Origin of the sequence: Burkholderia sp. HI2500 (assembly GCF_002223055.1) — a bacterium.
GTDB lineage: Bacteria > Pseudomonadota > Gammaproteobacteria > Burkholderiales > Burkholderiaceae > Burkholderia.
Window position 1 is genome coordinate 886,427 of record NZ_NKFL01000006.1, and the last position, 26,981, is coordinate 913,407.

General features: G+C 68.4%; 20 protein-coding genes. 10 read left to right on the forward strand and 10 right to left on the reverse strand.

Annotated features, from left to right (window positions below; genetic code table 11):
* Nucleotides 1-8 precede the first annotated feature (8 nt).
* From nirB to CFB45_RS21745, 3 genes are read left to right on the forward strand one after another with little or no spacing between them, the layout of a single operon-like run.
* Nucleotides 9-2,606 carry a nitrite reductase large subunit NirB gene (gene nirB, locus CFB45_RS21735; protein WP_089427319.1) on the forward strand — a complete coding sequence of 866 codons (2,598 nt, stop codon included), beginning with the start codon at nucleotides 9-11 and terminating at the stop codon, nucleotides 2,604-2,606.
* Between the two features lie 38 nt (nucleotides 2,607-2,644).
* Entirely contained in the window at nucleotides 2,645-2,992 is a 348-nt protein-coding gene (nirD, locus tag CFB45_RS21740) for a nitrite reductase small subunit NirD (RefSeq protein ID WP_046547994.1), read from the forward strand.
* A gap of 16 nt (nucleotides 2,993-3,008) precedes the next feature.
* Nucleotides 3,009-7,196, forward strand: coding sequence for a bifunctional nitrate reductase/sulfite reductase flavoprotein subunit alpha (locus CFB45_RS21745; RefSeq protein WP_089427320.1), 4,188 nt, complete (start codon nucleotides 3,009-3,011; stop codon nucleotides 7,194-7,196).
* Nucleotides 7,197-7,221: 25 nt separating this feature from the next.
* Here the strand turns inward: CFB45_RS21745 and CFB45_RS21750 are convergent, their stop codons facing one another.
* Nucleotides 7,222-7,845 carry a hypothetical protein gene (locus tag CFB45_RS21750; protein ID WP_144025218.1) on the reverse strand — a complete coding sequence of 208 codons (624 nt, stop codon included), beginning with the start codon at nucleotides 7,843-7,845 and terminating at the stop codon, nucleotides 7,222-7,224.
* Between CFB45_RS21750 and CFB45_RS21755 the strand changes: the two genes are divergently transcribed.
* From CFB45_RS21755 to CFB45_RS21765, 3 genes are all read left to right on the forward strand, one after another.
* Nucleotides 7,844-8,278, forward strand: a complete 435-nt coding sequence (locus CFB45_RS21755; RefSeq protein WP_089427322.1) for a hypothetical protein — start codon at nucleotides 7,844-7,846, stop codon at nucleotides 8,276-8,278. The two genes, CFB45_RS21750 and CFB45_RS21755, sit on opposite strands and share 2 nt — an antisense overlap.
* Nucleotides 8,279-8,677: 399 nt before the next feature.
* Nucleotides 8,678-11,272: a bifunctional lysylphosphatidylglycerol flippase/synthetase MprF gene (gene mprF / locus CFB45_RS21760; protein ID WP_089427323.1), complete on the forward strand. Its 2,595-nt coding sequence runs from the start codon at nucleotides 8,678-8,680 to the stop codon at nucleotides 11,270-11,272.
* Nucleotides 11,269-12,549: a virulence factor family protein gene (locus tag CFB45_RS21765; RefSeq protein ID WP_089427324.1), complete on the forward strand. Its 1,281-nt coding sequence runs from the start codon at nucleotides 11,269-11,271 to the stop codon at nucleotides 12,547-12,549. The genes mprF and CFB45_RS21765 overlap by 4 nt, the downstream gene beginning before the upstream one ends.
* A 78-nt stretch (nucleotides 12,550-12,627) precedes the next feature.
* Here CFB45_RS21765 and CFB45_RS21770 read toward each other — a convergent pair whose 3' ends face one another.
* The 6 genes from CFB45_RS21770 to uxuA form a co-directional block, all read right to left on the reverse strand.
* On the reverse strand, nucleotides 12,628-13,041 hold the full coding sequence (locus CFB45_RS21770) for a DUF934 domain-containing protein (protein ID WP_089427325.1): 414 nt from the start codon (nucleotides 13,039-13,041) through the stop codon (nucleotides 12,628-12,630).
* Nucleotides 13,038-14,822: a nitrite/sulfite reductase gene (locus CFB45_RS21775; protein ID WP_089427326.1), complete on the reverse strand. Its 1,785-nt coding sequence runs from the start codon at nucleotides 14,820-14,822 to the stop codon at nucleotides 13,038-13,040. The genes CFB45_RS21770 and CFB45_RS21775 overlap by 4 nt, the downstream gene beginning before the upstream one ends.
* 201 nt (nucleotides 14,823-15,023) lie before the next feature.
* Nucleotides 15,024-15,419 carry a hypothetical protein gene (locus CFB45_RS21780; RefSeq protein ID WP_089427327.1) on the reverse strand — a complete coding sequence of 132 codons (396 nt, stop codon included), beginning with the start codon at nucleotides 15,417-15,419 and terminating at the stop codon, nucleotides 15,024-15,026.
* 92 nt (nucleotides 15,420-15,511) lie between these two features.
* Nucleotides 15,512-16,945, reverse strand: coding sequence for an aminotransferase-like domain-containing protein (locus CFB45_RS21785; protein WP_089427328.1), 1,434 nt, complete (start codon nucleotides 16,943-16,945; stop codon nucleotides 15,512-15,514).
* 129 nt (nucleotides 16,946-17,074) lie between these two features.
* The gene (locus CFB45_RS21790; protein WP_089427329.1) at nucleotides 17,075-18,385 is read right to left on the reverse strand and encodes an MFS transporter; all 1,311 of its coding nucleotides are present in this window, start codon (nucleotides 18,383-18,385) and stop codon (nucleotides 17,075-17,077) included.
* 71 nt (nucleotides 18,386-18,456) lie between these two features.
* Nucleotides 18,457-19,521 carry a mannonate dehydratase gene (gene uxuA, locus CFB45_RS21795; protein WP_179255087.1) on the reverse strand — a complete coding sequence of 355 codons (1,065 nt, stop codon included), beginning with the start codon at nucleotides 19,519-19,521 and terminating at the stop codon, nucleotides 18,457-18,459.
* A gap of 270 nt (nucleotides 19,522-19,791) precedes the next feature.
* On the opposite strand from uxuA, the gene CFB45_RS21800 reads away from it, so the two are divergent.
* The 3 genes from CFB45_RS21800 (at nucleotide 19,792) to CFB45_RS21810 (ending at nucleotide 23,596) form a co-directional block, all read left to right on the forward strand.
* Complete coding sequence (locus tag CFB45_RS21800; RefSeq protein ID WP_089429080.1) at nucleotides 19,792-20,514, forward strand: FadR/GntR family transcriptional regulator; 723 nt, start codon at nucleotides 19,792-19,794, stop codon at nucleotides 20,512-20,514.
* A gap of 161 nt (nucleotides 20,515-20,675) precedes the next feature.
* Entirely contained in the window at nucleotides 20,676-21,809 is a 1,134-nt protein-coding gene (locus CFB45_RS21805) for an ABC transporter substrate-binding protein (RefSeq protein ID WP_089427330.1), read from the forward strand.
* Nucleotides 21,806-23,596: a bifunctional diguanylate cyclase/phosphodiesterase gene (locus CFB45_RS21810; protein ID WP_089427331.1), complete on the forward strand. Its 1,791-nt coding sequence runs from the start codon at nucleotides 21,806-21,808 to the stop codon at nucleotides 23,594-23,596. Before CFB45_RS21805 ends, CFB45_RS21810 begins: the two co-directional genes overlap by 4 nt.
* 110 nt (nucleotides 23,597-23,706) lie before the next feature.
* On the opposite strand, the gene CFB45_RS21815 is transcribed toward CFB45_RS21810, so the two are convergent.
* From CFB45_RS21815 to CFB45_RS21825, 3 genes are all read right to left on the reverse strand, one after another.
* Nucleotides 23,707-24,006 carry a DUF4148 domain-containing protein gene (locus CFB45_RS21815; RefSeq protein WP_089427332.1) on the reverse strand — a complete coding sequence of 100 codons (300 nt, stop codon included), beginning with the start codon at nucleotides 24,004-24,006 and terminating at the stop codon, nucleotides 23,707-23,709.
* A 270-nt stretch (nucleotides 24,007-24,276) separates the two neighbouring features.
* Nucleotides 24,277-24,531, reverse strand: coding sequence for a hypothetical protein (locus tag CFB45_RS21820; protein WP_027791787.1), 255 nt, complete (start codon nucleotides 24,529-24,531; stop codon nucleotides 24,277-24,279).
* Nucleotides 24,532-24,584: 53 nt separating this feature from the next.
* On the reverse strand, nucleotides 24,585-25,910 hold the full coding sequence (locus tag CFB45_RS21825; RefSeq protein ID WP_089427333.1) for a D-serine ammonia-lyase: 1,326 nt from the start codon (nucleotides 25,908-25,910) through the stop codon (nucleotides 24,585-24,587).
* A 109-nt stretch (nucleotides 25,911-26,019) separates the two neighbouring features.
* Here CFB45_RS21825 and CFB45_RS21830 point away from each other — a divergent pair, with 109 nt between their 5' ends.
* Nucleotides 26,020-26,970 (forward strand): LysR substrate-binding domain-containing protein, encoded by a 951-nt coding sequence (locus tag CFB45_RS21830; RefSeq protein WP_089427334.1) that lies wholly within the window; start codon nucleotides 26,020-26,022, stop codon nucleotides 26,968-26,970.
* Nucleotides 26,971-26,981: the final 11 nt, after the last annotated feature.

The following is a 26,981-nucleotide window of genomic DNA, read 5'->3' on the forward strand; positions in this document are numbered from 1 at the left end:
ACGTCACCATGAAACTCATCGTCATCGGCCACGGCATGGTCGGCCACAAGCTCCTCGAATGCGTCGCGGCGGAAGCGGGCGCCGCGGGCGCGCTGCAGGTCACGGTGCTCGGCGAGGAACCGCGTCCGGCGTACGACCGCGTGCACCTGTCGGAATTCTTCGCGGGCAAGTCGGCGGACGACCTGTCGCTCGTCGAGCCCGGCTTCTTCGAGCGTCATCCGCAATTCGACCTGCGCCTGAATGCGCAAGTCGCGTCGATCGACCGCGCCGAGCATACGGTCACGCTCGCATCCGGCGAAACGCTCGCGTACGACAAGCTGGTGCTCGCGACGGGTTCGCGCCCGTTCGTGCCGCCGATGCCGGGGCACGATCGTGACGGCTGCTTCGTGTACCGGACGATCGAGGATCTCGAAGCGATGCAGGCGTGCGGCACGCATGCGAAAAGGGGCGTCGTGGTCGGCGGCGGCCTGCTCGGCCTCGAATGCGCGAAGGCGCTGCGCGACATGGGGCTCGACACGCACGTCGTCGAATTCGCGCCGCGGCTGATGGCCGTGCAGGTCGACGACGGTGGCGGCCGGATGCTGCGCGCGAAGATCGAGGCGCTCGGCGTGACCGTGCATACGGGCAAGAACACGCTGGAAATCGTCGATGGCGAGGCAGGTACGCACCGGATGGCGTTCGCCGACGGCTCGCACCTCGACGCCGACATGATCGTGTTCTCGGCCGGCATCCGCGCACGCGACGAGCTGGCCCGCGCTTGCGGTCTGGACATCGGCCCGCGCGGCGGCGTCGCGATCGACGACACATGCCGCACGAGCGATGCCGACATCTACGCGATCGGCGAATGCGCGGCCTGGAACGGGATGGTGTACGGCCTCGTCGCCCCCGGCTACGACATGGCGCGCGTGGTCGCGAAGCAGCTTTGCGGCGATGCGAACAGTGCGGCCGAGGCCGCCTTCGCCGGCGCCGACATGAGCACGAAGCTGAAGCTGATGGGCGTGGACGTCGCGAGCATCGGCGACGCGCACGGCACGACGGCCGGCAGCCGCACCTACCAGTACGCGGACGAGCGCCGCCAGGTCTACAAGAAGCTCGTGGTGTCCGACTGCGGCAAGTTCCTGCACGGCGCGGTGATGGTCGGCGATGCAGCCGAGTACGGCACGCTGCTGCAGATGATGCTGAACCGCATCGAGCTGCCCGAATCGCCGGAATTCCTGATCCTGCCGTCGTCGGACGGCGTCGCGAAGCCGGCGATCGGCGTCGAGGCGCTGCCCGCGGCCGCGCAGATCTGCTCGTGCAACAACGTGTCGAAGTCGCAGATCTGCACGGCGGTCGCCGACGGCGCGACGAGCCTCGGCGCGCTGAAGACGTGCACCGGCGCCGGCACGTCGTGCGGCGGCTGCGTGCCGCTCGTCACGCAGATCATGAAGGCCGAGATGAAGAAGCAGGGCCTCGCGGTCAACAACCATTTGTGCGAGCACTTCCCGCATTCGCGCCAGGAGCTGTTTCATCTGATCCGCGTCGAGCGCATCACGACCTTCGACGAACTGCTCGCGAAGCACGGCCACGGCCTCGGCTGCGACGTGTGCAAGCCGGCGGTGGCGGGCATCCTCGCGTCGTGCTTCAACGAATTCGTGCTGAAGAAGGAGCACGCGGGGCTGCAGGATTCGAACGACTACTACCTCGCGAACATCCAGCGCGACGGCACATACTCGGTCGTGCCGCGCATGCCGGGCGGCGAAGTCACGCCGGAAGGGCTGATCGCGGTGGGCCAGGTCGCGAAAAAGTATGGCCTGTACACGAAGATCACCGGCGGCCAGCGCGTCGACCTGTTCGGCGCGCGCGTCGAGCAGCTGCCTTCGATCTGGGAAGAACTGATCGCCGCCGGCTTCGAATCGGGCCACGCGTACGGCAAGGCGCTGCGCACCGTGAAATCGTGCGTCGGCTCGACGTGGTGCCGCTACGGCGTCGACGATTCGGTCGGCCTCGCGATCGACCTGGAGAACCGCTACAAGGGGCTGCGCGCACCGCACAAGATCAAGTTCGGCGTGTCCGGCTGCACGCGCGAGTGCGCGGAAGCACAGGGCAAGGACGTCGGCATCATCGCGACCGAGAAGGGCTGGAACCTGTACGTGTGCGGCAACGGCGGGATGAAGCCGCGCCACGCGGAACTGCTCGCGTCCGATCTCGATCGTCCGACGCTGATCCGCTACATCGACCGTCTCCTGATGTTCTACGTGCGCACCGCTGACAGGCTGCAACGCACGAGCGTGTGGCGCGACAACCTCGAAGGCGGCCTCGACTACCTGATCGACGTCGTCGTGCACGACCGGCTCGGGCTCGGCGCCGAACTCGAAGCCGACATGCAGCACGTGGTGGACACCTACGAGTGCGAATGGAAGAAGGCCGTGACCGATCCGGAAACGCGCAAGCGCTTCCGCCACTTCGTGAACAGCGACGCGCCGGACACGACCATCGAGTTCGTCGAGACGCGCGGCCAGATCCGGCCCGCGACGCCCGGCGAACGCGCGGGCGGCAAGCGCGTGTCGATTCCCGTCGTGGCCGAAGGCGTGACGCAAGCCGCCACCGAACCCGCCACCGTTTGACCCTGACCGACACCCGCGTCTTTTCCAAGGAGCCCATCATGAATGATCGTCTTCCGCTGTCCTGGACCCGCGTGTGCCCGCTCGACGACATCGTGCCGAACACCGGCGTGTGTGCACTCGTCAACGGCGAGCAGGTCGCGGTTTTTCACGTCGCGCATGCCGAAGCAGGCGGCGTGTTCGCGATCGACAACGTCGATCCCGTATCGCAGGCGGCCGTGATGTCGCGCGGGCTGATCGGCAGCCTCGGCGAGCGCGTCGTCGTCGCGTCGCCGCTGTACAAGCAGCATTTCGACCTGCGCACCGGCGAATGTCTCGAGGCGCCCGAGCAGTCGGTGAGCGCGTATCCGTCGCGGGTCGAGGACGGTTTCGTGTGGATCGCAGCCTGACCACCCCGGAGCGCGCATGACCGCCACCCCCGTCAAGAGCGTGTGCCCGTACTGCGGCGTCGGTTGCGGGATGGTGCTGCACGTCGAGGAAGGCGAAGTCGTCAAGGTGTCCGGCGACGCCGACCATCCGACCAACTTCGGGCGGCTGTGCACGAAGGGCTCGTCGGCGCACGTCGCGCTGCGCCGCTCGGGGCGGCTCGACCGCGCGTTCGTGCGCCGCGCGCGCGAGGACGACCTGGTGCCGCTGCCGGCCCGCGACGCGATCGCCGACACCGCGCGCCGCCTGCGCGCGGTGCTCGATACGCACGGGCCCGACGCGCTGTCGTTCTACGTATCGGGGCAGATGTCGATCGAGGCGCAATACCTCGTCAACAAGCTCGCGAAGGGCTTCGTCGGCACCCACAACATCGAGTCGAATTCGCGCCTGTGCATGGCGAGCGCGAGTACCGGCTACAAGCAGTCGCTCGGCGCGGATGGCCCGCCCGGGTCGTACCAGGATTTCGATCGCGCGAACCTGTTCTTCGTGATCGGCGCGAACATGGCCGACTGTCATCCGATCCTGTTCCTGCGGATGATGGATCGCGTGAAGGCCGGCGCGAAGCTGATCGTCGTCGATCCGCGCCGCACCGGCACGGCCGACAAGGCCGACCTGTTCCTGCAGATCCGGCCGGGCACCGATCTCGCGCTGACCAACGGGTTGCTGCACCTGCTGCATGCGAACGGCCGCACGGATGCCGCGTTCATCGATGCGTACACCGAAGGCTGGGACGCGATGCCCGCGTTCCTCGCCGACTACACGCCCGAGCGTGTCGCGGAAATCACCGGGCTCGCGGAAGCCGACCTCCGCACGGCCGCGGAGTGGATCGGCGATGCGCCGGAGTGGATGAGCTGCTGGACGATGGGGCTCAACCAGAGCACGCACGGCGTGTGGAACACCAATACGATCTGCAATCTGCATCTCGCGACGGGCAAGATCTGCCGCGCCGGCAGCGGCCCGTTCTCGCTGACCGGCCAGCCGAACGCGATGGGCGGGCGCGAGATGGGCTACATGGGCCCCGGGCTGCCGGGCCAGCGCTCGGTGGCGTCCGACGACGATCGCCGCTTCGTCGAGAGCCTGTGGCGCGTGCCGGCCGGCACGCTGCGCAAGGAGACGGGGCACGGCACGGTGGACATGTTCTCGCGGATGGCGGCCGGCGACATCAAGGCGTGCTGGATCATCTGCACGAACCCGGTCGCGACGGTGCCGAACCGGCAGAATGTGATCGCCGGCTTGCAGGCCGCCGAGCTCGTGATCGCGCAGGACGCGTTCCTCGATACCGAGACCAACCGCTATGCGGACATCCTGCTTCCCGGCGCGCTGTGGGCCGAGGGCGACGGCGTGATGGTCAACTCCGAGCGCAACATGACGCTGATGCGCGCGGCGGTCGCGCCGCCCGGTGACGCGCTGCCCGACTGGCGCATCGTCGCGGAAGTCGCGCGTGCGATGGGCTTCGGCGATGCGTTCGACTATGCGTCGGCGGCCGACGTGTTCGACGAGATCGTGCGCTTCTCGAATCCGGCGACGGGCTACGACCTGCGCGGCGCGAGCCATGCGGCGCTGCGCGACGGGCCCGTGCAGTGGCCGGTCGCGCCGGGCACCGCGCGCGAGCGGCACCCGATCCGCTACCTGAACGACGGCGTGAGCCAGACGCTGCGCGCGGCGGGCAACGGTGACGCGACCGACGCGCCGCGCCTCGCATTCCCGACGCCGTCGGGCAAGGCGCGCTTCTTCGCGCGGCCGCATGTCGATCCGGCAGAGCTGCCGGACGACACGTTCCCGATCGTGCTGAACACCGGGCGGCTGCAGCATCAGTGGCACACGATGACGAAGACGGGCAAGGTCGCGATGCTGAACAAGCTCAACCCGCGCCCGTTCGTCGAGCTGCACCCGGACGACGCGAGCGCGCTCGGCATTGCCGCGAAGGACAGCGTCGAGATCCGTTCGGCGCGCGGCCGCGCGGTGCTACCGGCCGTCGTGACCGAGCGCGTGCGGCGCGGCAACTGCTTCGCGCCGATGCACTGGAACGACGTGTACGGCGACGACCTGTGCATCAACGCGGTGACGAACGACGCAATCGATCCCGACTCGCAGCAACCCGAACTGAAATACTGCGCGGTCGCGCTGCGGCGCGTCGAGACGGATGCGTTCGCGTCCGCCGATGAAGCGACCGTGCAACCCGATGCACGCGCCGACGACACGCTGCCCGCGCCCGCGCCGACGCTTGCTTCACAGGAATCCGACATGGCAGACATCGACACTTTCGCGGCCGCGCTCGGCGTGGCCGACCTCGCGCCGCCGCCGTTGACGGACACCGAACGGCTGTACGTGGCCGGCCTCGTCAGCGGGCTCAAGGCGAGCGCGGGCCGGCGCGAGGGCGGCGTGCCCGTGCTGCCGGCCGGCGCGCCGCTCACGCCGCCGGCGCGGTTCTGGCTCGACGGCATGCTGGCCGGGCTGTTCAGCCGCACGCTGCCGGCGAGCGTGCCGGGTGCCGCGGCGCCTGCGTTGCCGGCCGATGCCACTGCGTCGGGCGGCGTGCGGATCGTGCGTACACGGCCGAAGGTCGTGCTGCTATGGGCGTCGCAGACCGGCAACATCGAATCGTTGACCGAGGATTACGCGACGCAACTGATGAACGCGGGCTTCGAGATCCGCACCGCGTGCATGTCGGACTATCCGGCGGCGTCGCTCGCCGGCGCGCAATACGTGCTGCTGATGACCAGCACGTTCGGCGACGGCGATGCGCCCGACAACGGCAGCGAATTCTGGGACGCGCTGCGGGCCGGCAGCGCCGCGCGCCTCGATGGCGTGCACTTCGCGGTGCTCGCGTTCGGCGATCGCAACTACGACCAGTTTTGCGGCCACGGCCGCCGGCTCGACGCGCGGCTCGCGGAACTCGGCGCGGCGCGCCTCTGTGCACGCGTCGATTGCGACGTCGAATTCCAGCGCGACGCCGACCAGTGGCTCGAACGCGTCGTCGCGCGGATCAAGGAGGCCGATGCCGCGCTGCACGCGGTGCCGACCGGCGCGATGAGCCCGTCGGGGCTGCTGCCGACCAAGGCGCATCCGGCGCCGTCGAAGCTCGTCGCGAACCTGCGGCTGAACCGCCCGGGCGCGGCGAAGGACACGCGCTACGTGTCGCTGTCGACCGAAGGCGCGAACCTCGAATACGAAACCGGCGACGCGCTCGGCGTGTGGCCGACCAACTGCCCGGAGCTGGTCGACGAGCTGCTGTCGGTCACCGCGCTGAAGGCCGATGCGCCCGTGTCGGTGGCGGGCGTCGGCGACGTGCGCCTCGGTGATGCACTCGCGCGTCACTTCGACATCACGCGCCCGCATCCGGACACGCTTGCGTTCATCGCGTCGCGCAGCCCGAACGGCGCGCTGAAGTCGCTGCTCGGCGACGACCGCAAGGGCGACCTGAAGCAATGGCTGTGGGGGCAACAACTCGCGGACGTGCTGCACGAGTTTCCGGTCGAGCTGTCGGGCACGGAGCTGATCGGGATGCTCAAGCGCATGCAGCCGCGCCTCTATTCGATCGCGTCGAGCCCGAGCGCGCATCAGGGCGAGATCCACCTGACCGTGTCGGCCGTGCGCTATCACAACGGTCGGCGCGCGCGCAAAGGCGTGGCGTCGACGTTCCTCGCCGATCGCGCGGACGACGGCCGCGTGCCGGTGTTCGTGCAGAAGTCCGCGCATTTCCGGCCGCCGGTGAACGGCGACGTGCCGATCGTGATGGTCGGCCCGGGCACCGGCGTCGCGCCGTTCCGCGGCTTCCTGCACGAGCGGCAGGCGCGCGGCGCGCGCGGGCGCAACTGGCTGTTCTTCGGCGAGCAGCACGCGCAGACCGACTTCTACTACGGCGACGAGCTGGGCGCGATGCACGACAGCGGCTTCCTGACGCGGCTCGACCTCGCGTTCTCGCGCGACCAGGCCGACAAGATCTACGTGCAGGACCGGATGCGCGAGCAGGGTGCCGAGCTGTTCGCGTGGCTGGAGGAAGGCGCGCACTTCTACGTGTGCGGCGATGCCGCGCGGATGGCGAAGGATGTCGACACGGCGCTGAAGGCGGTGGTCGCCGAGCACGGCGGGATGTCGGATGAAGCCGCGAACGATTATGTCGCGCGGCTCTCGAAGGCGCGGCGCTATATGCGGGACGTGTACTGAACGCCGGCGACGCGGGCCCGGCGGGTTACGCCTGATCGTCCGGTTGCGGCCGGTTGAACCACTGCCGGCTCGAGCGCGACAGCAACAGCAAGGTCGCCAGCGTGAACAGGCAGTAGACGGCGCTCAGGAAATCGACCGGCCGATGGGCGACCGTAAAGGCCATCAAGGCGAGCGTGGCGATGACCAGCCCGATCATCGTGATGCGCGCCCAGTTCTTCCGGCGCGCGATCTGCACGACGAGCAGCGCGAGGGCGAGGGCGATCGCGATGAAGGCCGCCGCGAGCATCTGGACGATCCTGACGCGTAACGCGTCACCCGAGACGCGGTCGAGCAGGGCCGGAACGATGGCCGACTCGAAAATGGCGATCCGGTACGCGAAGATGCACCACGCGCCTGCCAGCAGCGTGACGGCCACCCGGACCGTTTCCGGCGTATCTCCGCCGAAAATCGGCATATTCTTCAGCGAAGTCATTTTCATTCCGATGGGTTCCTTCGCGGCGGCGGGCATGCCGCTTGCGCTCGGCTGGCGGCGTCGCGGCCGCAGGCGGGAATCGATCGTCGCAGCGTAGCACAGGCGTCGGCGCCGGCAATGGCCGGTTCGTTTCGCGGCCGGCGCGCACCTTCCTTCACGATCGACCGGAGCAAACATGAAGACGAGATTTGTCAGCGCGGCGGCCCGGGCCGCGACCATCGGCATCCTGATGGCGGCAGCGGCAGGGAACCTGCCCGCCGCCGCGCAGGGCGCGTCGTCGCCCGTCGGGTCGGCCGCCGCGACCCCCGACAACGCGGTGCTGCTCACGGTATTCCTGAAACACGACCAGTCGCGCCCGCTTGCCGAGCTCAATGCGCAGCTCGCGAAGCAGGGGTTTTACAAGGCATTTCCGCCGCCGGGTGTCGAAGTGGTGAGCTGGACCGTGACGATGGGGATCGGGCAGATCGTCGTGCTGCGGTTGCCGGCGTCGCGGCTGCGGGAGGTCAATCGCGTGCTCGAGGATACGGCGTGGGGCGCGTACCGGACGGAGTTCTATCCGACTTACGACTACAAGGCGATCGGGTTGGGGGAGCATGAGCGGGCGAAGTGACGGCAAGCGGGTGCTTGCCCGAGACGGCGCCTCCCGTCCCGGAAAGCCGCGCGGCGTTGCGTATTTGTCCCTGTCCGCGCGGGCACTCCCGGCGATTTTTTCCCAAATGCATCACAAGTCATTCATCAGATGAAAAAACCATCCCGGTTCCCGGTATGATGCGCACCTTGCGTCGCAGGACGCCTTGTTTCTTTATGCGTTTTTGATGGTCGAGTTACCACAAATCCGCACAAAGCCGACGTGAAAGATTCTGTAATATAAATTCCGTATACTCGTAAGTTCTGACCCAGGCGCCTCCGAGCCCGTCTTCGGCCGGCCGCCCACGCAGAACAACCACAGATACGTCGCCGCCCGGCCAACCCGCGCCGCGACACGCTATGCACCACCACTGAACAACTTATGTCTTCCCGCCACTCTGGTTCGCCTGGTCGTGCCGCGGCGGTGATCGCCCGTGCCCGGGCGCTGATCCGCAACGAGCGCGTGCTGTCGCCGCTGCTCGCGCTCGGCATCGGCCTGCTGCTGATCGTGGTTTTCCAGCACCTGTCGGAATCCGTCGACTACCGGTCGGTGATCCGCCAGCTGCGTCACATGTCCGTCGGCGAATGGGGCGCGTCACTGGCCGCGACGGCCCTCAGCTATCTCGCGCTTGTCGCCCGCGACGCGGTCGGCCTGCGCTACGTCGCCGCGAAGGTGCCGCGCGTCGCGCTGTGGATCGGCGCGATCGCCGGGTCCGCGCTCGGTAACGCGACCGGCTTCGGCGCGCTGACGGGCGGCGCGGTGCGCGCACGCGTGTACGGCGTATCGGGCGTCACGCCCGCGCAGATCGGCCGGATGACGGTGTTCACGAGCGGCACGCTGGCGCTCGCGATGGTGTTGATGACGGCAGTCGGCATGGTGTGCATGCCGGAAGCGCTCGCCGCGATGCTGCACGTCGCGCCCGGCGTGCTGACCTGGACCGGGGCGGCGCTGCTGGTGGTGCTGGCCGCGATGGTCGTGATGTGCGGCCACACCGCGCGCCCGGTCGTCACGCGCTTCAAGTGGCTGTCGTTCGACGTGCCGGCACGGCGCGATCTCGTCGCGCAGGTCGTCTATGCGGTACTCGACGTCGTCGCGGCGGGCCTGACGCTGTGGGTGCTGCTGCCGGCCGCGCCGGTCGGCTTCCCGACCTTCATTACCGTTTACGCCGCCGCGTTGTTGCTCGGGATGATCGGCCATACGCCGGGCGGGATCGGCGTGTTCGAAGCCGCGATGGTCTTCACGCTGGGCCGCGAAGTGCCGCCGCACGCGATGGTCGCCGCGCTGATCGCGTATCGCGCGATCTATTTCGGCGTGCCGCTCGTGCTGTCGGCCGGCCTGCTGGCCGGTTTCGAGGGCCGCGCGCTGCGGCGCCGGCTCGTGACGCGGCAGGCCGTGCGCGTGTCGCAGCTCGCACCGGTGTTCCTGAGCCTCGTGACGTTCGCGGTCGGCGGGATGCTGGTGATCTCGAGCGCGACGCCCGCGTTCTGGCACCGGATCGCGATCCTGCGCCACCTCGTGCCGCTGTGGGTGCTCGAAGGCTCGCAGGTGATCTGCAGCGTGCTCGGTGTCGCGCTGCTGTTCGTCGCGCGCGGGCTGCTGCGCCGCCTCGACGGTGCCTGGTGGATGACCTTCGCGCTGACGCTCGCCAGCCTCGCGCTGTCGCTGGCGAAGGGCCTCGCGTTCGTCGAGGCCGGCGTGCTCGGCACGCTGCTGGTGCTGCTGCTCGTCAGCCGTCGCCGCTTCAACCGCCATTCGTCGCTGCTGGCGGAGCGCTTCACGGTGAGCTGGTTCGTATCGGTGGCAATGGTGCTGATGCTGGCCGTGTGGGTGCTGTTCTTCGCGTTCCGCGACGTGCCGTACACGCGCGAGCTGTGGTCGCATTTCTCGTTCGACGCGCGTGCGCCGCGGGCGCTGCGCGCGACGCTTGCGTCCGGCGTGTTCGTCGCGCTGTTCGCGCTGTGGCAACTGCTGCGCCCGGCGCCGGGCCGTTTCGTGAAGCCCGCGGAGCAGGACCTGTCGGATGCCGAACGAATCATCCGCGCGCAGGAATGCAGCGATGCGGGCCTCGCGCTGATGGGCGACAAGTCGTTCCTGTTCTCGGAGTCCCGCCGGGCCTTCCTGATGTATGCGAAGAACGGCCGCACGTGGGCCGCGCTGCACGATCCGGTCGGGCCGCGCGAGGAATGGCCGGCGCTGATCAGCAAGTTCATCGCGCTCGCCCACGCGCATAGCGGCCGTGCGGCGTTCTACCAGGTGCGCGCGAACGCGCTGCCGCTGTATCTCGACGCGGGGCTCACGCTGATGAAGCTCGGCGAGGAAGCGCATATCGCGCTCGACCGGTTCGACCTGAAGGGTTCGAACCGCTCGCACCTGCGCTACGCGCTGCGCCGCGGTGACAAGGACGCGCTGACGGTCGAGGTGATCGCGCCGAGCGACGTGCCGGCCGCGCTGCCGGCGCTGCGCGACATCTCGGACGGCTGGCTCGACAGCCGCGACGCGCGCGAGAAGAGCTTCTCGGTCGCCGCGTTCCACGACGGCTATCTGGCGACGCAGTCGGTGATGCTCGTGCGGCAGGCCGACAAGCCGATCGCGTTCGTCACGTTCATGACGACCGACCTCAACACCGAGGCGACGGTCGGCGTGATGCGCCATCTGCCGGACGCGTCGCCGTACGCGATGGAGTATCTGTTTACGCAGCTCGCGCTGCATCTGAAGGAAGCGGGTTTCCGCAAGCTGAGCCTGGGCATCGCGCCGTTCTCGGGGATGGGGGCGGCGAAGATGCCGTCGCCGTTGCACCGGATCGGCCTGATGGTCTGGCGCTTCGGCGGCCGCTTCTACAACTTCCGCGGCTTGCGCGCATTCAAGAGCAAGTTCGAACCGCACTGGGAGCCGCGTTACCTCGCGGCCTCGGGCACGGTCGGCGTGTTCGTCACGCTGGCGGATCTGTCATTGCTGGCTGGAGGTCGGCGTTCATGATGTTGAAGAAGGGAATCGCGCGGGCGGCAGCCGCCTGCGCGGGAATGATGCTGGCCGGCGCCGCGTGCGCCACGCAGCCAGCCGCAATGAAGGCCGAAACCGTATCGGGCGGCCGCTACGGGCCCGTGACCGTGACCAAACCCAGCGGGCCGTTGCGCGGCTTCGTCGTGCTGTTCTCGCGCGAGGCCGGCTGGAATGCGGCCGACCAGCAGGCCGCCGAGGCGCTCGCGAAGGCCGGGGCGATGACGGTCGGCGTCGATTCCGAGCGGTATGCGATGAATCTCGCCGCGAAGCAGGAGACCTGCCATCACCTCGACGGCGACGCTGAAGCGGTCAGTCACCAGCTCGAGCGCCTTGCACAGTCGTCGCGCTACTTCACGCCGATCGTCGCGGGCGTCGGCCAGGGCGGCACGATCGCGAAGCAGATCCTGTCGATGGCGCCGGAGAACACGATCGCCGGTGTCGTATTGGTCGATCCGGCCGCCAAGCTCGATCCGCGCTTCAAGCCGTGCCCGCCCGATCCGACGATCGTGCGCCGCGCGATGCCGGGCTTCGTCGACACGGCGGCCACGGGCGATTCCGCGAAGCTCGTGTCGCTCGTCACGTCGCATCTGCTGGACACTACCCGCGGCGACGAACTCGACGTGTCGGACCTGCCGCTCGTCGAGCTGCCGGCCAAGGGTGGCAACGGCCAGCTCGCGATCGTGATCTCGGGTGACGGCGGCTGGCGCGATCTCGACAAGACGATCGCCGAGGCGCTGCAGCGCGACGGCGTGTCGGTGGTCGGCATCGACAGCCTGCGCTATTTCTGGAGCGAGAAGCCGCCGGCGCAGGTGAGCCGCGATCTCGCACGCGTGATGCGCACCTACATGGCGCGCTGGCATGCGAACCGCGTGGCGCTGGTCGGCTACTCGTTCGGTGCCGACGTGATGCCGTTCGCGTACAACCGGCTGCCGGCCGACCTGCGCGACAAGGTCGCCGTGATGTCGCTGCTCGGCTTCGCGCCGGCCGCCGATTTCCAGATCCGCGTGACGGGCTGGCTCGGCATGCCCGCAAGCGACAAGGCGCTGAAGGTTGCGCCGGAAATCGCGAAGGTGCCGCCGCAGCTCGTGCAGTGCTTCTATGGCGCGGAAGAGAAGGACACGATGTGTCCGGCACTCGCGAACACGGGCGCCGACGTGATCAAGACGCAAGGCGATCACCACTTCGGCCGCGACTACATCGCGCTCGAGAAGAGGATCCTCGGCGCGTTCGGCAAGCCGGTCGCGGCACGCTGAACGCCGGCGCCCGCTTTGCGGCGGGCGCCGACCGGTAGCTTCCGGTTCATCGTACGGGCGGCCTGCGGGCCGCCCGTTTCATTTTCCGGCGGGCGTTGCCGTTCGCGCATCGTGCTGATAGAAGCCGGTGAACCGGTCGAGCTGACGCCGCGCGGCCGCGAGGTCCGTGCCGTCGCCGAGCACCGCGCTCGAAAACCCCGTGCGTTCCATCAACAGCAACTGGTCGACCAGCACCTCGCCGGTCGCGCGCAGGTCGCCGGCGAAGCCGTAGCGCTTGCGCAGCAGGTACGCCTGGCTGTACGCACGCCCATCGGTGAACGACGGAAACGCGAGGTCGATGCGCGCGGCCCGCGCGATGTGTTCGGCGAGCGGCGGCAGTTCCTCGTCGTTGCCGATCGTCAGCGTCGCCGTGCCGTGCTGCTGCGTGTCGCCGGCGTGTTCGGCCGGTGTCAGCAGCCGGATGCGTGTGGTCGAATTCTCTCCGTGCGTCATGCCTGCTCCACCTGATGGCGCGCGTCGTTCGCGGCGGCCTTGAAGGGTTCCGTGCCGATGCGGCGGACGGTGTCGATGAATCGCTCGCTGCGGCCGTCGTCGTCGATGCGCGCGTCGAGATACGCGTTGACGAGCGCATCGACGACATCGACGATTTCGTCCGCCGAAAACGACGGGCCGATCACCTTGCCCGGCCGCGCGGGGCCGCTCGCGCTCGAGCCGTCCGAGCCGCCGAGCGTGACCTGGTACCACTCGGCGCCGTCCTTGTCGACGCCGAGGATGCCGAGGTGGCCGCTGTGATGATGGCCGCACGAGTTGATGCAGCCGCTGATGTGCAGGTCGATGTCGCCGACGTCGTGCAGCATGTCGAGATCCTGGAAGCGTTCGGCGATCGCATCGGCGATCGGGATCGAGCGAGCATTCGCGAGCGCGCAGAAGTCGCCGCCCGGGCACGCGATCATGTCCGTCAGGAGTCCGACGTTCGCGCTGGCGAGCCCGATCGCGCGCGCGTTTTCCCACAGCAGGCACAGGTCGTCGACATGCACCCATGGCAGCACGACGTTCTGCGTGTGCGTGACGCGCGCCTCGCCGGCCGAGAACTGGTCGGCGAGATCGGCGAGCGCGTCGAGCTGGTCCGGCGACGCGTCGCCCGGTGCCTGCAGGCGGCGCTTGAACGACAGCGTGACGATGCGCAGCGCCGGATCGCGGTGGTCGGCCACATTGCGTGCTAGCCAGCGCGCGAAGGCCGGATGGCGTGCCGCCTGGGCGGACAGGCGCAGGTTCGCGTCGCGCAGGCTGACCGTGCGCGGCTTGAGCCGCGGCGGGACGAACGATGCGGCGACGCGGTCGAACTCGACCTGTGGAATCGTATGCAGCCCGCCGTCGTGATCGACGATCTGGCGGAACTCTTCCTCGACGTCGTCGATGTAGCGCTGTCCCTCGGTCTTCACGAGGATCTTGATGCGCGCCTTGTACTTGTTGTCGCGCCGGCCGTAGCGGTTGTACACGCGGACGATCGCCTCGATGTAGTTCATCACGTGCTGCCACGGCAGGAACGCGCGCAGCAGCGTCGCGATCATCGGCGTGCGGCCCATCCCGCCGCCGACGCTCACGCGAAAGCCGAGCTCGCCCGCGTCGTTGCGCACGAGCTTCAGCCCGACGTCGTGCCAGTCGGTGGCGGCGCGGTCTTCGGTCGCGCCGGTGATCGCGATCTTGAACTTGCGCGGCAGGAACGCGAATTCGGGGTGCAGCGTGGTCCACTGGCGCATCACTTCGGCGAACGGGCGCGGATCGGCGATCTCGTCCGGCGCGACACCCGCGCGCTCGTCGCACGAGATATTGCGGATGCAGTTGCCGCTCGTCTGGATGCCGTGCATGTCGACGGTCGCGAGCAGGTCCATCACGTCGGCGGCCTTGTCGAGCGGAATCCAGTTGAACTGCACGTTGGTGCGCGTCGTGAAGTGCGCGCTGCGGGTCGGTAGGCGCAGCGTGCCGAGCAAGGCCTGCGCGTCGGATGCGGCGCGGTAGGTGGCGTCGTCCGGCACGTCGTAGTCGCGCGCGATCCGCGCGAGCACGCGCAGCTGTGCGCTCGACAGTTCGCCGTACGGGACGGCCACGCGCAGCATCGGTGCGTGGCGCTGCACGTACCAGCCGTTCTGCAGGCGCAGCGGCCGGAATGCGTCTTCGCTCAGCGTGCCGTGCTGCCAGCGTTCGAGCTGATCGCGAAACTGGGCGGCGCGGCTGTGCACGAGCGCCCGGTCGAAAACGGTATATCGATACATGACGTGATACGCGAGAGGAGCCGTGGCGCGGAGCGCGCGGCTCGGGACAGACGTTGCGACGGGTGTCAGGCAACCGGAGACAGCGTAGGGAACGCGGTGCGGCGCGACAAGCAGCAGATGGGGACGAAAAGGGCGCAGCAGATGGCCGGCGTGACGCCGGCGCGGGCCGGGCATGCGTGCGGGCATGCCCGTGGCGGGCGTTTAAACGGCGGCGTCGACGACGAGCGCCGGATCGAGCGCGCGGATGCGCTGGTCGATGAAGTAGCCGCCGCCTTCCTGATAGCGCAGGAACAGGCGGCCGCACGAGCGGCAGCGGTTGACGGTGCAGCGGTTGTACGGGAAATGGCGCAGCGCGATCGGCGCGTCGTCCGACGCGTAGCGCGTGCCGGCCGGGTGATATTCGGCGTAGGTCGGCTCCGTCTCGTCGGGCGGCGCGAGCGTGGCGACTTCGGTCAGTTGCGCGTCCTGCAGCGACAGCGGCAGGGTCGTCCATCCGGCGAGCGGCGTTTTCGTGCAGATGCACGACTGCGTGACGTGCGCGGCTTCAGCGGTCAGTTTCAACAGCGCGTCGTGATCGAGGTAGGGCAGTTGACTCATCGGAAATCATGAAGGGCGGCGGGAACAGCACTGTAACCCGCGTGCGGATTGCGCGCATCACCGTGACGCAGGCGGTGCGCCCCGGGTGAGATTCAGCCGCCCTTGCGGACCGACGGCTGCGCGACGAGCTCGCCGAGCACACGGATCGCACGCTCGATGTCGCGGCTCCACGGATGGCCGAAGTTCACGCGCACGCAACGTTCGAAGCCGTGCGCGGCCGAAAACAGCGGCCCCGGCGCGAAGCTGATCCCGCGTGCGATCGCCTGGCGATGCAGTTCCATCGCGTCGATCGCGTCGGGAAACGCGAGCCACAGAAAATAGCCGCCTTCAGGCCGCACCCATTCGACGCCGGCCGGCAGCCAGCGCCGCAGCGCGTCGTCCATCCGGTCGAGCTGCGTGTGCAGCGCGCCGCGCAGCTTGCGCAGGTGCCGGTCGTAGCCGCCGTGCTCGAGATAGTTCGCGATGCCGACCTGCGCGGGGATGCTGGCCGACAGCGTCGTCATCAGCTTGAGCCGCTGCACCTTCTCCGCGAACCGGCCGGCGGCGGCCCAGCCGATCCGGTAGCCGGGCGCGAGCGTCTTCGAGAACGAACTGCAATGCATCACGAGGCCGTGCCGGTCGAACGCGCGCGCGGGCAGCGGATAGTCGGGGCCGAAGTGCAGCTCGCCGTACACGTCGTCCTCGATCAGCGGCACGTCGCGCGCGGCGAGCAACGCGACGAGCGCGCGCTTCTTCTCGGCGGACAGCGTGACGCCGGTCGGATTCTGGAAGTTGGTCATGAACCAGCACGCGCGGATGTCGTGCCGGTCGAGCGCGTTCGCGAGCGCGTCGAGATCGAGGCCCATGCGCGGATCGACGGGAATCTCGACCGCACGCAGGTCGAGCCGCTCGAGCGCCTGCAGCGCCGCATAGAAACCGGGCGCTTCGACGGCCACGACGTCGCCGGGCCGCGTGACGGCCATCAGGCACAGGTTCAGCGCTTCGAGCGCGCCGTTCGTGACGACGATCTCGTCGATCGGCTGCGAGATGCCGGTCGCGAGATAGCGCCGCGCGATCTGCTGGCGCAGCGCCTCGTTGCCGGGCGGCAGGTCGACGACCGTGCTCCACGGGCTGACGAGCCGCGTGGCTTGCGCGAGCGATTTCGCGAGACGCGGCAGCGGAAACAGTTGCGGCGACGGGAACGCGGAGCCGAGCGGCACGATGCCGGGTTGCGTCGCCGCGTCGAGGACGGAGAACACGAGGCTGCTGATGTCGACCTTGCGGGTGACGCCGGCGCGGCTTGCCTGGCGTTTGGCGGCCGGGCTTGCCGCCGGCGTGGCGCCCGGCGCGACGTAGTAGCCCGAGCGTTCGCGCGCGCGGATCAGCCCCCACTGTTCGAGCAGGTAGTACGCGCGAAACACCGTCGACTGGCTCACGCCGTGCTGGGCGATGATCTGCCGCAGCGACGGCAGGCGCGTGCCGACGGCGAGGTTGCCGTTGCGGATGTCGTCGGCGATCGTGTGGGCGAGGGTTTCGTAGCGTTTCATCGGCGAGGGTGGCGCGCGCCGTCGCCACGCGCGGGCCGGGGTGGCGCCGCGCCGGCGGGCGCGGCTCATTGTCCGATGCGCGGCCCGAAAAGGAAAGCGCAGGCGCGGCGGCCGCGCTTTCCGGCTGCGTCAGGCCGCGTTCGGCTCGACGTTCTGCCGGTTCGGGGCGCCGCGCAACGGCGGCAACGGCTCGACCTTGCCGACGATGAACAGGTACGACAGCGCGCCGACCACGCACAACGCACCGGCCACCGCGAGCGGCACGACGAACGAGCCCTTCGTGATCGACAGCATCACGCCCGTGAACGTCGTGATGAAGATCCCCGCGAGATTGCCGGCGAAGTTCTGGATGCCGCCGAGCGATGCGACATGCGCGGGCGTCGGCGCGACTTCGCCGACGAGCGTCCACACGTTGGCGCCTGCAAACGACAGGCTCGCATACGCCAGTGCGAACAACCCGAGGCAGGCCCACACGTTCTCGACGAAGGCCGACAGCGCGATCGACGAAGACAGCAGCATGCCGAGCACGAGGCAGGTCTTGCGCGCGGCGGTCGCGCTCCAGCCGCGGCGGAACAGGCTGTCCGACACATAGCCGCCGAGCCAGCCGCCGGGAATCGCGAGCAGCGCGGGCAGCATGCCCCACGTGCCGAGCGACGCGAGCGAGAAGCCGCGCGACTGCAGCAGGTAGCTCGGGAACCACGTGATGAAGAAGTAGATCGCGAAGTTCAGGCAGAACAGCCCGATCATCATGCCCCACACGGTGCGGTAGCGGAACAGGTCGAGCCACGACACCTTCGGGCCGTCGGTTGCGGCCGCAACGGTCGGTGCGCCGCGCTGCGCGAGCAGCGCATCGACGGCGTCGGGCGCGATCGCACGGTAGCGTTCCGGATCGCGATAGACGAACCACCACGCCAGTGCCCACACGATGCCGATGCCGCCCGTGATCACGAACGACCCGCGCCAGCCGACGATCGAGATCAGCCACGCGACGAGCGGCAGCGACAGCGCGGAGCCGACGCGCGAGCCGCTGTCGAAGATGCTGCTCGCGAGCCCGCGTTCGCTGCGCGGGAACCAGTTGAACGCGACCTTCGCGAACGACGGGATCGCGGCCGCTTCGCCGACGCCGAGCATCAGCCGCACGCCGACGAGCTGCGTGAGGCCGCGCGCGGCGCCCGTCGCGACGGTGAACACCGACCACCAGCCGACCGCGAGCGCGAGGCTCACGCGCACGCCGACCTTGTCGATGAACCAGCCGGCCGGCAGTTGCAGGAACGCGTAGGTCCAGAAGAATGCGCTCAGCACGAGCCCCATGCCGACCGCGTCGAGGCCGAGGTCGGCGCGGATGCTGGGCGCCGCGATCGCGAGGTTCGCGCGGTCGATGAAGTTGATGACGTTGGCGAGGAAGCACATGAGGATCATGGCCCATCGGATGCGTGGCATGCGGTGTCTCCGCGCGGAATGTCGTGACGGGCCGCCGGCGATCCGCAGCGCCGGCGGCCTCGATGGGCGGGTTATCGCGTGGCGTGCGACGGCGTGCGGTCGAACTTCGCGAGCGCTTCCCACAGGCCGTTCAGGTAGACCGCGCCGAGCGCGCGGTCGTAGAGGCCGTAGCCGGGCTTGCCCGTCTCGCCCCAGATCATGCGGCCGTGATCGGGGCGCACGTAGCCGGTGAAGCCGGTGTCGTGGTACGCCTTCACGATCGCGGCGATGTCGAGCGAGCCGCAGCTCGACAGGTGGGCGGTTTCCTCGAAATCGCCGTTCGCGTCGACCTTCACGTTGCGGATGTGCGCGAAGTGGATGCGGCCCATCGCGCCGAATTCGCGCACGAGCGCCTCGACATCGTTCTGCGGGCCTGCGCCGAGCGAGCCCGAGCACAGCGTCAGCCCGTTCGCGGGTGTGTCGACGATGCGCACGATCCGCGCGAGATCGTCGCGGTTCTTCACGATGCGCGGCAGCCCGAAGATCGGGCGCGGCGGATCGTCGGGGTGAATCGCCATCTTCACGCCGGCTTCCTCGGCGACGGGGATGATCGCCTTCAGGAAGTATTCGAGGTTCGCCCACAGCGCGGCTTCGTCGACGTCGCGATACTCGGCGAGCAGCGCCTTCAACTGTTCGGGCCGGTAGCTCGAATCCCAGCCCGGCAGTGCGATGCCGTCGTCCGGATCGATCCGGTCGACCGCATCGGTGCTGAACGCGAGGCAGGTCGAGCCGTCGTCGAGCGTCTTCGACAGCTCGGTGCGCGTCCAGTCGAACACGGGCATGAAGTTGTAGCAGATCACGCGCACGCCGGCCGCGCCGAGATGGCGAATCGTCTGACGGTAGTGGTCGATCAGGCGGTCGCGGCCCGGCTTGCCGAGCTTGACGTCCTCATGGACGGGCACCGACTCGACGACTTCGAACTGCAGGCCGGCGCGCTCGATCGTCGCCTTCAGCGCGTCGATCTTGTGCGCGGGCCAGACTGCGCCCACCGGTTCGTCGTAGATCGCGGACACGATATGCGTGACGCCCGGGATCTGGCGGATGTATTGCAGCGAGACCGGATCGGACTCGCCATACCAACGGAAAGACATCTTCACTGGCGCGGCTCCTGGCTGGCGGTTGTGACATCGGACGAACGGGCGGCAGCGTGCCGGCCCCGTCTCCGGTGTGCGGATTATGATTGGTATGCCAGTTGTGCGGGATAGTGGTTTACCAGTTGTCGAGGTGGAATCGGGGTGTCAGCGCATCACAGGAAAGGCATGCGTCGCGCCGGCCACCTCGCCGAATCGGAGGCGGCCCGAAATTGGTGTACCATTTTGGCGATTCGGTGCCGCGACGGCGCCGGCCAGCCTGTTGCGAGCCTTTCGATGACCGATCTTTCCAGCCTGCCCGCCAGCCGCGATACCGATGCCGCGGACCGCTCCTATATCGGCCTTGCGCGGCAGATTCACGCGATGGTGGCCGCCGGTGCGTTCGAGGCCGGCGCGCGGCTGCCGTCCGAGCGCAGCCTGGCCGACCAGTTCGGCGTGAGCCGCACGCAGGTGCGCGAGGCGATCATCGCGCTCGAGGTGCAGGGGATCGTCGAGGTGCGAATCGGTTCGGGCATCTACGTATCGGCGGCCGACGCCGCGCGGCCGGTGACGTTCGAGGTGCCGCGCGGCCCGGGGCCGATCGAGACGCTGCGCGCCCGCGGGCTGATCGAGGCGGAAGTCGCGGCGCTCGCGGCGACCGAACGCAAGGACGCGGATCTCGACCGGCTGTTCTTCTCGCTGACGACGATGCGCGAGCAGATGGACGACAAGGTCGCGTACGACGCGGCCGATCGCCAGTTCCACCTGCGTATCGCGGAATCGACCGGCAACACGGTGCTGCTGCACATGGTCACCGCGATGTGGGACTGCGCGCGCAGCGATCCGCTGTGGGACAAGATCGAGGAGCATTTTCACTCGACCGCGCTGCGCGAGGCGTCGCAGGAAGATCACCAGCGGATCTTCGCGGCGATCATGGCGCGCGACGCAACGGCGGCACGCGACGCGATGCGTGCACACCTGTCGCGCGTGATCGCGGAATTCACGCAGGCGTGGCGCTGACGCGCGTTCCGTCAGAGGGAACAGGCCGGCGTAACGTTACCGTCATACGGCGGTGAGGGTTGGCGCGCGCGGCCCCGTTGTACGGCTTCTTCCGATTGCATGACCGTAGGTTTTATGGTCTTGTTGCGGGATATCGCATCGACTCAAAAAAGGACAGTCGAATGCAGCCGGGCGATTCACACGGGGTCCAATTGATCAGGGGAATCGGCGGACGTACATGCGTACGGTTCGCCGTGCGCCGGCTGCTTGTCATTTTGACGGCGGGCTTACTGGCCTCCGTGCTTCCCCCCGCGTTCGCCGCCTCTCCCGAAACCGTCAACGACAACGTGCTGCGTGTGCTCGCATGGCCCGGCTATGCGGACGACGATGTCGTCAGTGCGTTCGAGGCGCAATTTCACGTCCGCGTCGAAGTCACGTTCGTCGACTCCGACGAAGCACTGTGGACGCGCATGCACAGCGCGGCGCCACCGCCGTACGACGTGCTGGCCGCGAATACGGCCGAGATCCAGCGCTATGCGCACGAACGCCTGCTCGCGCCGATCGACCTGCCGCGCATCCCGAACCGGCGGCGGCAGTTGCCGAACTTCCAGCAACTCGCGGCGATCGACGGGCTCGTTGAAGCGGGCGCCCCGTATGCGATTCCGTTCACGTATTCGTCGATGGGGCTGATCTACGACCGCAAGCAGGTGCCGGCCGCGCCGCGCTCGATGCGGGAGATGTGGAATCCGCGCTATCGCGGCAAGGTGCTCGACTTCAACAGCGCGCAGCACAATTTTTCGTTCACGGCGCTGGCACTCGGCTTTCCCGATCCGTTTCGCCTGTCGCCCGCGCAGACGCTCGCCGTCGCGCACAAGCTGATCGACCTGCGCCGCAACCTGCTGACGTACTACACCCTTCCTGAAGAGGCGACCGCGTTGTTCGTCCAGCATCGTGCGGCGCTGATGTTCGGCAACTACGGCACGCAACAGGTCGAACTGCTGCGACGGGCCGGCGCGGACGTCGGCTACGTGATCCCGGATGAAGGCGCGCTCGCGTGGCTCGACTGCTGGGCTGTCACGCGCGGCGCGCAACATCCGGAGCTCGCGTTCGCGTGGATCAATTACATGCTCGAACCGGCGATCGGCGCGCTGCTGACCGAACGCCAGGGCCTCGCGAACACGCTCGCGTCGCCGCCGGGACTCGACACCGGGCACCAGCATCTCGTCTGGCTCCAGCCCGTCGAGGACATCGCGCGGCGCGAATCGCTGTGGAGCCGCATCGTGTCGGGCGACCGGCCGGAGCGTTTCGGAAAATGATCCGGCTCGGGCTCACGTCGAAACTGTCGGTGCTGTTCGCCTGCATCGGCGTGATCGCGTCCGGCACGACCGGCTATTACGCGTATCGCGCGAACCGCACGATGCTCGTGCAGGAAGCGCAGCACAGCCTGCTGATGTCGACGCAACTGCTCGGGCAGCGCTTCACCACGGCGCTGTCCGACGTCTCGGACGATGCGCTCGTGCTCGCACAGTTGCCGTCGTGTGCACGGGTCTCGAGCGGCGGCAACCGGGATGGCGCGCCACGCGCGCGGCTCGAGCAGGTGTTCTACAGCTTCATGAGAAATCACCCGGAGTACCTGCAGGTCCGCCTGATCGCGCGCGGGGATTTCGGCCTCGAACGCATCCGTGTCGATCGCGATGCGCATGGCATCGTCGTCCTGCCGGACAGTGCGTTGCAGGAGAAAGGACAGTTTTCCTACGTATTCGATACGCTGGCCACGGCGCCCGGTCATATCTACCTGTCGCCGATCGTGATCAACCACGAGACTGGGGCGCACGCGGCCGAAGGGCTGCCGATCCTGCGCGTGGGCACGCCGGTCGTCGACGCGTCGGGCCAGACGGTGGGGGCGCTCGTCGTCGACGTCGAGCTGTCGCGCGTGTTCGACCGGCTCGAGCGCGATCTGCCGGAAGACTACACGGTGTACCTCGCGAACGAGTGGGGCGATTTCCTCGTGCATCCCGATCCGACGCAGACGTTCGGCTTCGATCGCGGCCGGCGCGTGCTGATGCAGGACCGCTTCGCCGTCACGCGTGCGCTGTTCGACAGTGCGCGCGCAAACGTTACCCTCAATGGCCTGGCCGACCCCGCCGCGGCGCCGGGCCAGATGTTCGCGTTCGTGCGCACGCCGTTCGGGCACGACGAGGGCAACCGCTTCGTCGTGCTCGGGATGGGGCGCCCGCTGGCGGATGTGTTGTCGCCGGCGGGCATGCTTGGCGAGCGGATCGTCCGGATGGTGCTGGTGTCGAGCTTGATGGCGGTGATCCTCGCGATCCTGTTCGCGCGTGCGATCACGCGGCCGCTGCAGACGCTCGCGCGCGCCGCGACGCACGTGTTCGACGATCCGGCCACCGAGCAGTTGCCGGTTGGGCGTGCCGACGAGATCGGCGTGCTCGCGCGCTGTTTCGACAGCATGCGCGTCGAGATCCGCACGCAGGTCGCGATGTTGCGCGCGAAGCAGCTGGAGCTCACGCACCTCGCCGGGCACGATGCGCTGACCGAACTGCCGAATCGCCTGCTGTTCATGGAGCATCTCGATGCCGCGATCCGGCGTGCGGCCGCGCTGCACGAAGGGCTGGCCGTGATGTTCGTCGACCTCGACCGCTTCAAGCAGATCAACGACCAGCACGGCCACTCGGCCGGCGACCGCACGCTCGTCGCGGTCGCCAAGCGGCTGAGCCTCGTGCTGCGTGGCGGCGACATGGTCGCGCGGCTCGGTGGCGACGAATTCATCGTACTGGTTACGGACGTGCGCTCACCGGCGGTGATCGGCGACGTCGCGTCGCGCATCCAGCGCGTGATGGACGAGGAACTGGAGTTCGGCGACCGGCGGGTGGCCGTGGGCGCGAGTATCGGCGTCAGCGAGTTTCCGGCCGACGGTGCGTCGGCCGAGGAACTGCTCGTCAAGGCCGATGCGGCGATGTACGCGGCGAAGGCGTCCGCGCAGCGCGCGTTCGTGCGCTATCAGGAACTGGTCGGCAACGGGAGCGGCGCCGGCAGCGGGACGGACGAAGCGGCCGGCCGGGTCGCGTCGGGCGGCGGCCGGTGACCGGTTGCAGCCGGTCGCTGATCCACGCGTTGCAAACGCCACGAGCCCGTCGCAAGACGGGCTCGTGGCGTTTGCGGACTGCGCGCGAAGGCGCGCGGCGGCAGGCTTGCTTAGTGGCCGAAGTAGACCGAGTCGCGCGGGTTTTGCGCCTTGACGGCCGGTGCGCCACCCTGGACGGTCGCGGCCGGTTGCGCACCGTAGCCGCTGTTGTCGGCACCTTGCACGCGGGCTTGCGCGGCCTGGATGTCGGCCGGGTAATACGGGCTCGACTGGCTCGGCTTGTAGCCGGCGCTTTCGAGCTGAACCAGTTCATTGCGCACTTGAGCGCGGGTCACGGTGCTTTGGGCGAAGGCGCCGAACGAGGCGGACAGGGCGGCAGCAGCAACGATTGCGGAAACGAGCGATTTCATGATGACCTCCGATGTTTTTGGCTTTCCGCGTTCGACACCATGTCGTAAGCGGTTGATTACATCGTAGGCGTCGGTCGACCTAGGGTAAACGTGAGTTTCGGCGAAAGATCGTTGCAGCCGGGGCAATAATTTCGAGATAAATGCCTTCCGTCCCTAATCGACGTTGCCGGATTTGCAAGGGAACGGGCGGCGGATGCGCGCGCACGCACGGACGGGCGCGCGGCGGCGAAGGCGCGGGCGGAGAGGGGGACGCACTGTGACGCTGGCGGATCAGACGTCGTCGTCGATTTCCTTGCGCTCCCGGCGTTCTTCGTTGCCGCGGCGCGCGCGCAGGCGCTGGCGCGACAGCACGGCGATCACCTGCTGGGTCGGCGCGCCGGACGGCAGTTCGTTGCGGATGCGATCGGGCACCATGGGCAGGCCCGCGCGCTGCCGGCGCAGCGCCTTGGCAATTGCCCGGCGGCATTCGTCACCGTGGCAATCCCATTCATCGCGGATTCTCTGGCAATAACGGCATTGTTCCATCGGGACAGTCTAACGCGTCTTCGGGAGCGGGGCTGAACGCTTGCCCCGAAGCGTCACGTGTTGGTTGCGACACCGGCGAGCGCTTTCGCATGCGACTGGAAGCGTCGGTGCTCTTCCGGCGGCACGAGCGAGCCGCCCGTCGCCCAGATGACGTGCGTCGACCGGCGCAGGTCGATCGCGCGGCGACGCACGAAGTCGCGGCCGGCCGGGGACGCCGTCAGCCAGCCGGGGCCACTGACGGCCGCGGCGGCCGACGGTTCGAGTTCCACGCCCGTCGCGCGCTGAACCGCGAGCAACTGCGCGTAGAGCTGCGCGTCGCTGACGGTGAACACGCCGGACAGCAGCGACGCCATCAGCGGGCTGACGAGGTGCGATGCCTGTGCGACGGCCAGGCCGTCGGCCTCGGTCCGGTTGTCGAGCCCCACGTCGTAGACGGACACGGGCTTCCCGGGGCCGGCGGCCAGCTGGACCAGCATGCACGGCGACGCGACGGGTTCGGCAAAGAAGCAATGCACGTGCTCGCCGAACAGCGCCTTGAGGCCATACGCGATGCCGCCCGGTGCGCCGCCGACCCCGCACGGGATATGAACGAAGAGCGGATGCGTCGCGTCCACGCGGCGGCCCGCGTCGGCGAGCTGCGCGGCGAGATGCCGGGCGCTGGCCGCGTAGCCGAGGAACAGCATCAGCGAGCCTTCGTCGTCGACGAAGTGGCTGCGTGGCTGATCGCGTGCCTGCGCGCGTCCGGCCGCGACGGCTTGCGCATAGTCGCCGTCATGTTCGATCACGCGAACGCCACGCTTTCTCAGGCGCGCCTTCTTCCACGGTTTCGCGTCGGTCGACATGTGCACGACCGATTCGAACCCCAGCGCGGCGGCCATCACGCCGATGCTCAGGCCGAGATTGCCGGTGCTGCCGACGATGACGGTGTGCGCGGCGAACCGTTCGCGTGCGGCGGCCGATGCGAGGATCCGCCGGTCGCCCGCGGGGGCGAGCAACCCGTGTTCGATCGCGATCGACTCCGCGAGTGCGAGCACTTCATGAAAGCCGCCGCGCGCCTTGATCGAACCGGCGATCGGCAACGCGTCGTCGCGCTTGATGAACCAGGCGCCGTGTGCGCCTGCCGGCAGCGACAGCCTGCGCGGCAGGTCGTCTGCCGGCATCAGCGGCGATTCGATTTTTCCCGCGCTTGCCGCGAGTTCGGGAAACAGCTCGGCCACCAGCGGTTCGCAGCGCGCCAGCCGCGCTTCGGCCATCGCAATGGCGCCGAGCCCGGGCGCGTCGTGCGGCAACGGGCTGCCGGCATGGGGATTCAGCCACAGTAGCGGATGGCGGGATTGCAGTTTGGCTAATAGATCGTCGGGCAGGAGCGTGAGGGTCATGGATCGGTCTTGCGCTGGATAAACGTGAGGGGTGGCCGGAATGCTACGATCCGGGACGCCTGCGCGAAAGCGCCGATTTCTAATGGATCCATTAGCCTGACTGATACCTATGCGACTCGACGGTTCGACCCTGGGTGCGTTGCTCTGCTTTGAAACCGCCGGCCGGTTGCTGAGCTTCACGAAGACGGCACAGGCGTTCAACCTGACGCAAAGCGCCGTGAGCCAGCAGATCCGGAACCTGGAGGACCGGCTCGGCTATCCGCTATTCGTGCGCCAGGCGCGCGGACTGAAGCTGACCGAGAAGGGCGCAATCCTGCTCGGGACGATGTCGAGCGCGTTCGTCGACATCAACCGCACGCTTCAGGCGCTTGGCACGTCGGATGCCCCGCTGCAGGTCAGCTGCCTGCCGTCGCTTGCGCTGCAGTGGCTGATGCCGCGCCTGTCCGAATTTCACCGGCAGCAGCCGAACGTGCCGGTTCGCGTGAAGGCCGAGTTTCAGGTGCTGGATCGCCAGGCCATGGAGACCGACGACATCGATGTGGCGGTGCGCTATGACCCGGTGCAATACGATCGGCTGCATGCCGAGGCCATCCTCGACGAAATCCTGTTTCCGGTCGCCACACCGGCGTATCTGGCGCAGCATCCGGCCTTTGCCCGTGGCGAATCGCTGGATGGCGTCGTCCTGCTGCACGACGCCGCGCCGTGGGGCGGCGCGCCCGAGTTCGTGGAGTGGCGCGCGTGGCTGGAGGCAGTCCGTCCGGCGTGGGCGGCCGATCTTGACGGCCCGCAGTTCAACTTCTCCAGCCTGGCGATCACGGCCGCGCTGAACCATCAGGGTGTCGCGATGGGGCGCGCCGCGCTCGTGCATGACGAGATCGCGAGCGGGCGGCTCGTGGATGTCTTCGGCAAGCACGTGCGTGCGCCGGCGCGCTACATGCTGTTGTCACGCCATCCCGACGATCCGCGTACCGAGGCGTTTTCGGACTGGCTCAAGGCCGAGTGCACGCGCTTCGATGCCGCGCGTTCACGTTTGCTTTCGAACGGAAGCAAACGCGGGTAGCCGACGCTGTC

What these genes read in the sequence shown, in the direction of transcription:
- CFB45_RS21825 (WP_089427333.1), bottom strand. Translation starts at nt 25,910, where the DNA reads ATGACCCTCACGCTCCTGCCCGACGATCTATTAGCCAAACTGCAATCC.
- CFB45_RS21800 (WP_089429080.1), top strand. Translation starts at nt 19,792, where the DNA reads ATGACCGATCTTTCCAGCCTGCCCGCCAGCCGCGATACCGATGCCGCG.
- CFB45_RS21815 (WP_089427332.1), bottom strand. Translation starts at nt 24,006, where the DNA reads ATGAAATCGCTCGTTTCCGCAATCGTTGCTGCTGCCGCCCTGTCCGCC.
- CFB45_RS21780 (WP_089427327.1), bottom strand. Translation starts at nt 15,419, where the DNA reads ATGAGTCAACTGCCCTACCTCGATCACGACGCGCTGTTGAAACTGACC.
- CFB45_RS21750 (WP_144025218.1), bottom strand. Translation starts at nt 7,845, where the DNA reads ATGTTTGCTCCGGTCGATCGTGAAGGAAGGTGCGCGCCGGCCGCGAAA.
- nirD (WP_046547994.1), top strand. Translation starts at nt 2,645, where the DNA reads ATGAATGATCGTCTTCCGCTGTCCTGGACCCGCGTGTGCCCGCTCGAC.
- CFB45_RS21785 (WP_089427328.1), bottom strand. Translation starts at nt 16,945, where the DNA reads ATGAAACGCTACGAAACCCTCGCCCACACGATCGCCGACGACATCCGC.
- CFB45_RS21745 (WP_089427320.1), top strand. Translation starts at nt 3,009, where the DNA reads ATGACCGCCACCCCCGTCAAGAGCGTGTGCCCGTACTGCGGCGTCGGT.
- CFB45_RS21765 (WP_089427324.1), top strand. Translation starts at nt 11,269, where the DNA reads ATGATGTTGAAGAAGGGAATCGCGCGGGCGGCAGCCGCCTGCGCGGGA.
- CFB45_RS21805 (WP_089427330.1), top strand. Translation starts at nt 20,676, where the DNA reads ATGCAGCCGGGCGATTCACACGGGGTCCAATTGATCAGGGGAATCGGC.
- CFB45_RS21775 (WP_089427326.1), bottom strand. Translation starts at nt 14,822, where the DNA reads ATGTATCGATATACCGTTTTCGACCGGGCGCTCGTGCACAGCCGCGCC.
- CFB45_RS21790 (WP_089427329.1), bottom strand. Translation starts at nt 18,385, where the DNA reads ATGCCACGCATCCGATGGGCCATGATCCTCATGTGCTTCCTCGCCAAC.
- CFB45_RS21830 (WP_089427334.1), top strand. Translation starts at nt 26,020, where the DNA reads ATGCGACTCGACGGTTCGACCCTGGGTGCGTTGCTCTGCTTTGAAACC.
- CFB45_RS21755 (WP_089427322.1), top strand. Translation starts at nt 7,844, where the DNA reads ATGAAGACGAGATTTGTCAGCGCGGCGGCCCGGGCCGCGACCATCGGC.
- CFB45_RS21820 (WP_027791787.1), bottom strand. Translation starts at nt 24,531, where the DNA reads ATGGAACAATGCCGTTATTGCCAGAGAATCCGCGATGAATGGGATTGC.
- CFB45_RS21770 (WP_089427325.1), bottom strand. Translation starts at nt 13,041, where the DNA reads ATGACGCACGGAGAGAATTCGACCACACGCATCCGGCTGCTGACACCG.
- nirB (WP_089427319.1), top strand. Translation starts at nt 9, where the DNA reads ATGAAACTCATCGTCATCGGCCACGGCATGGTCGGCCACAAGCTCCTC.
- mprF (WP_089427323.1), top strand. Translation starts at nt 8,678, where the DNA reads ATGTCTTCCCGCCACTCTGGTTCGCCTGGTCGTGCCGCGGCGGTGATC.
- CFB45_RS21810 (WP_089427331.1), top strand. Translation starts at nt 21,806, where the DNA reads ATGATCCGGCTCGGGCTCACGTCGAAACTGTCGGTGCTGTTCGCCTGC.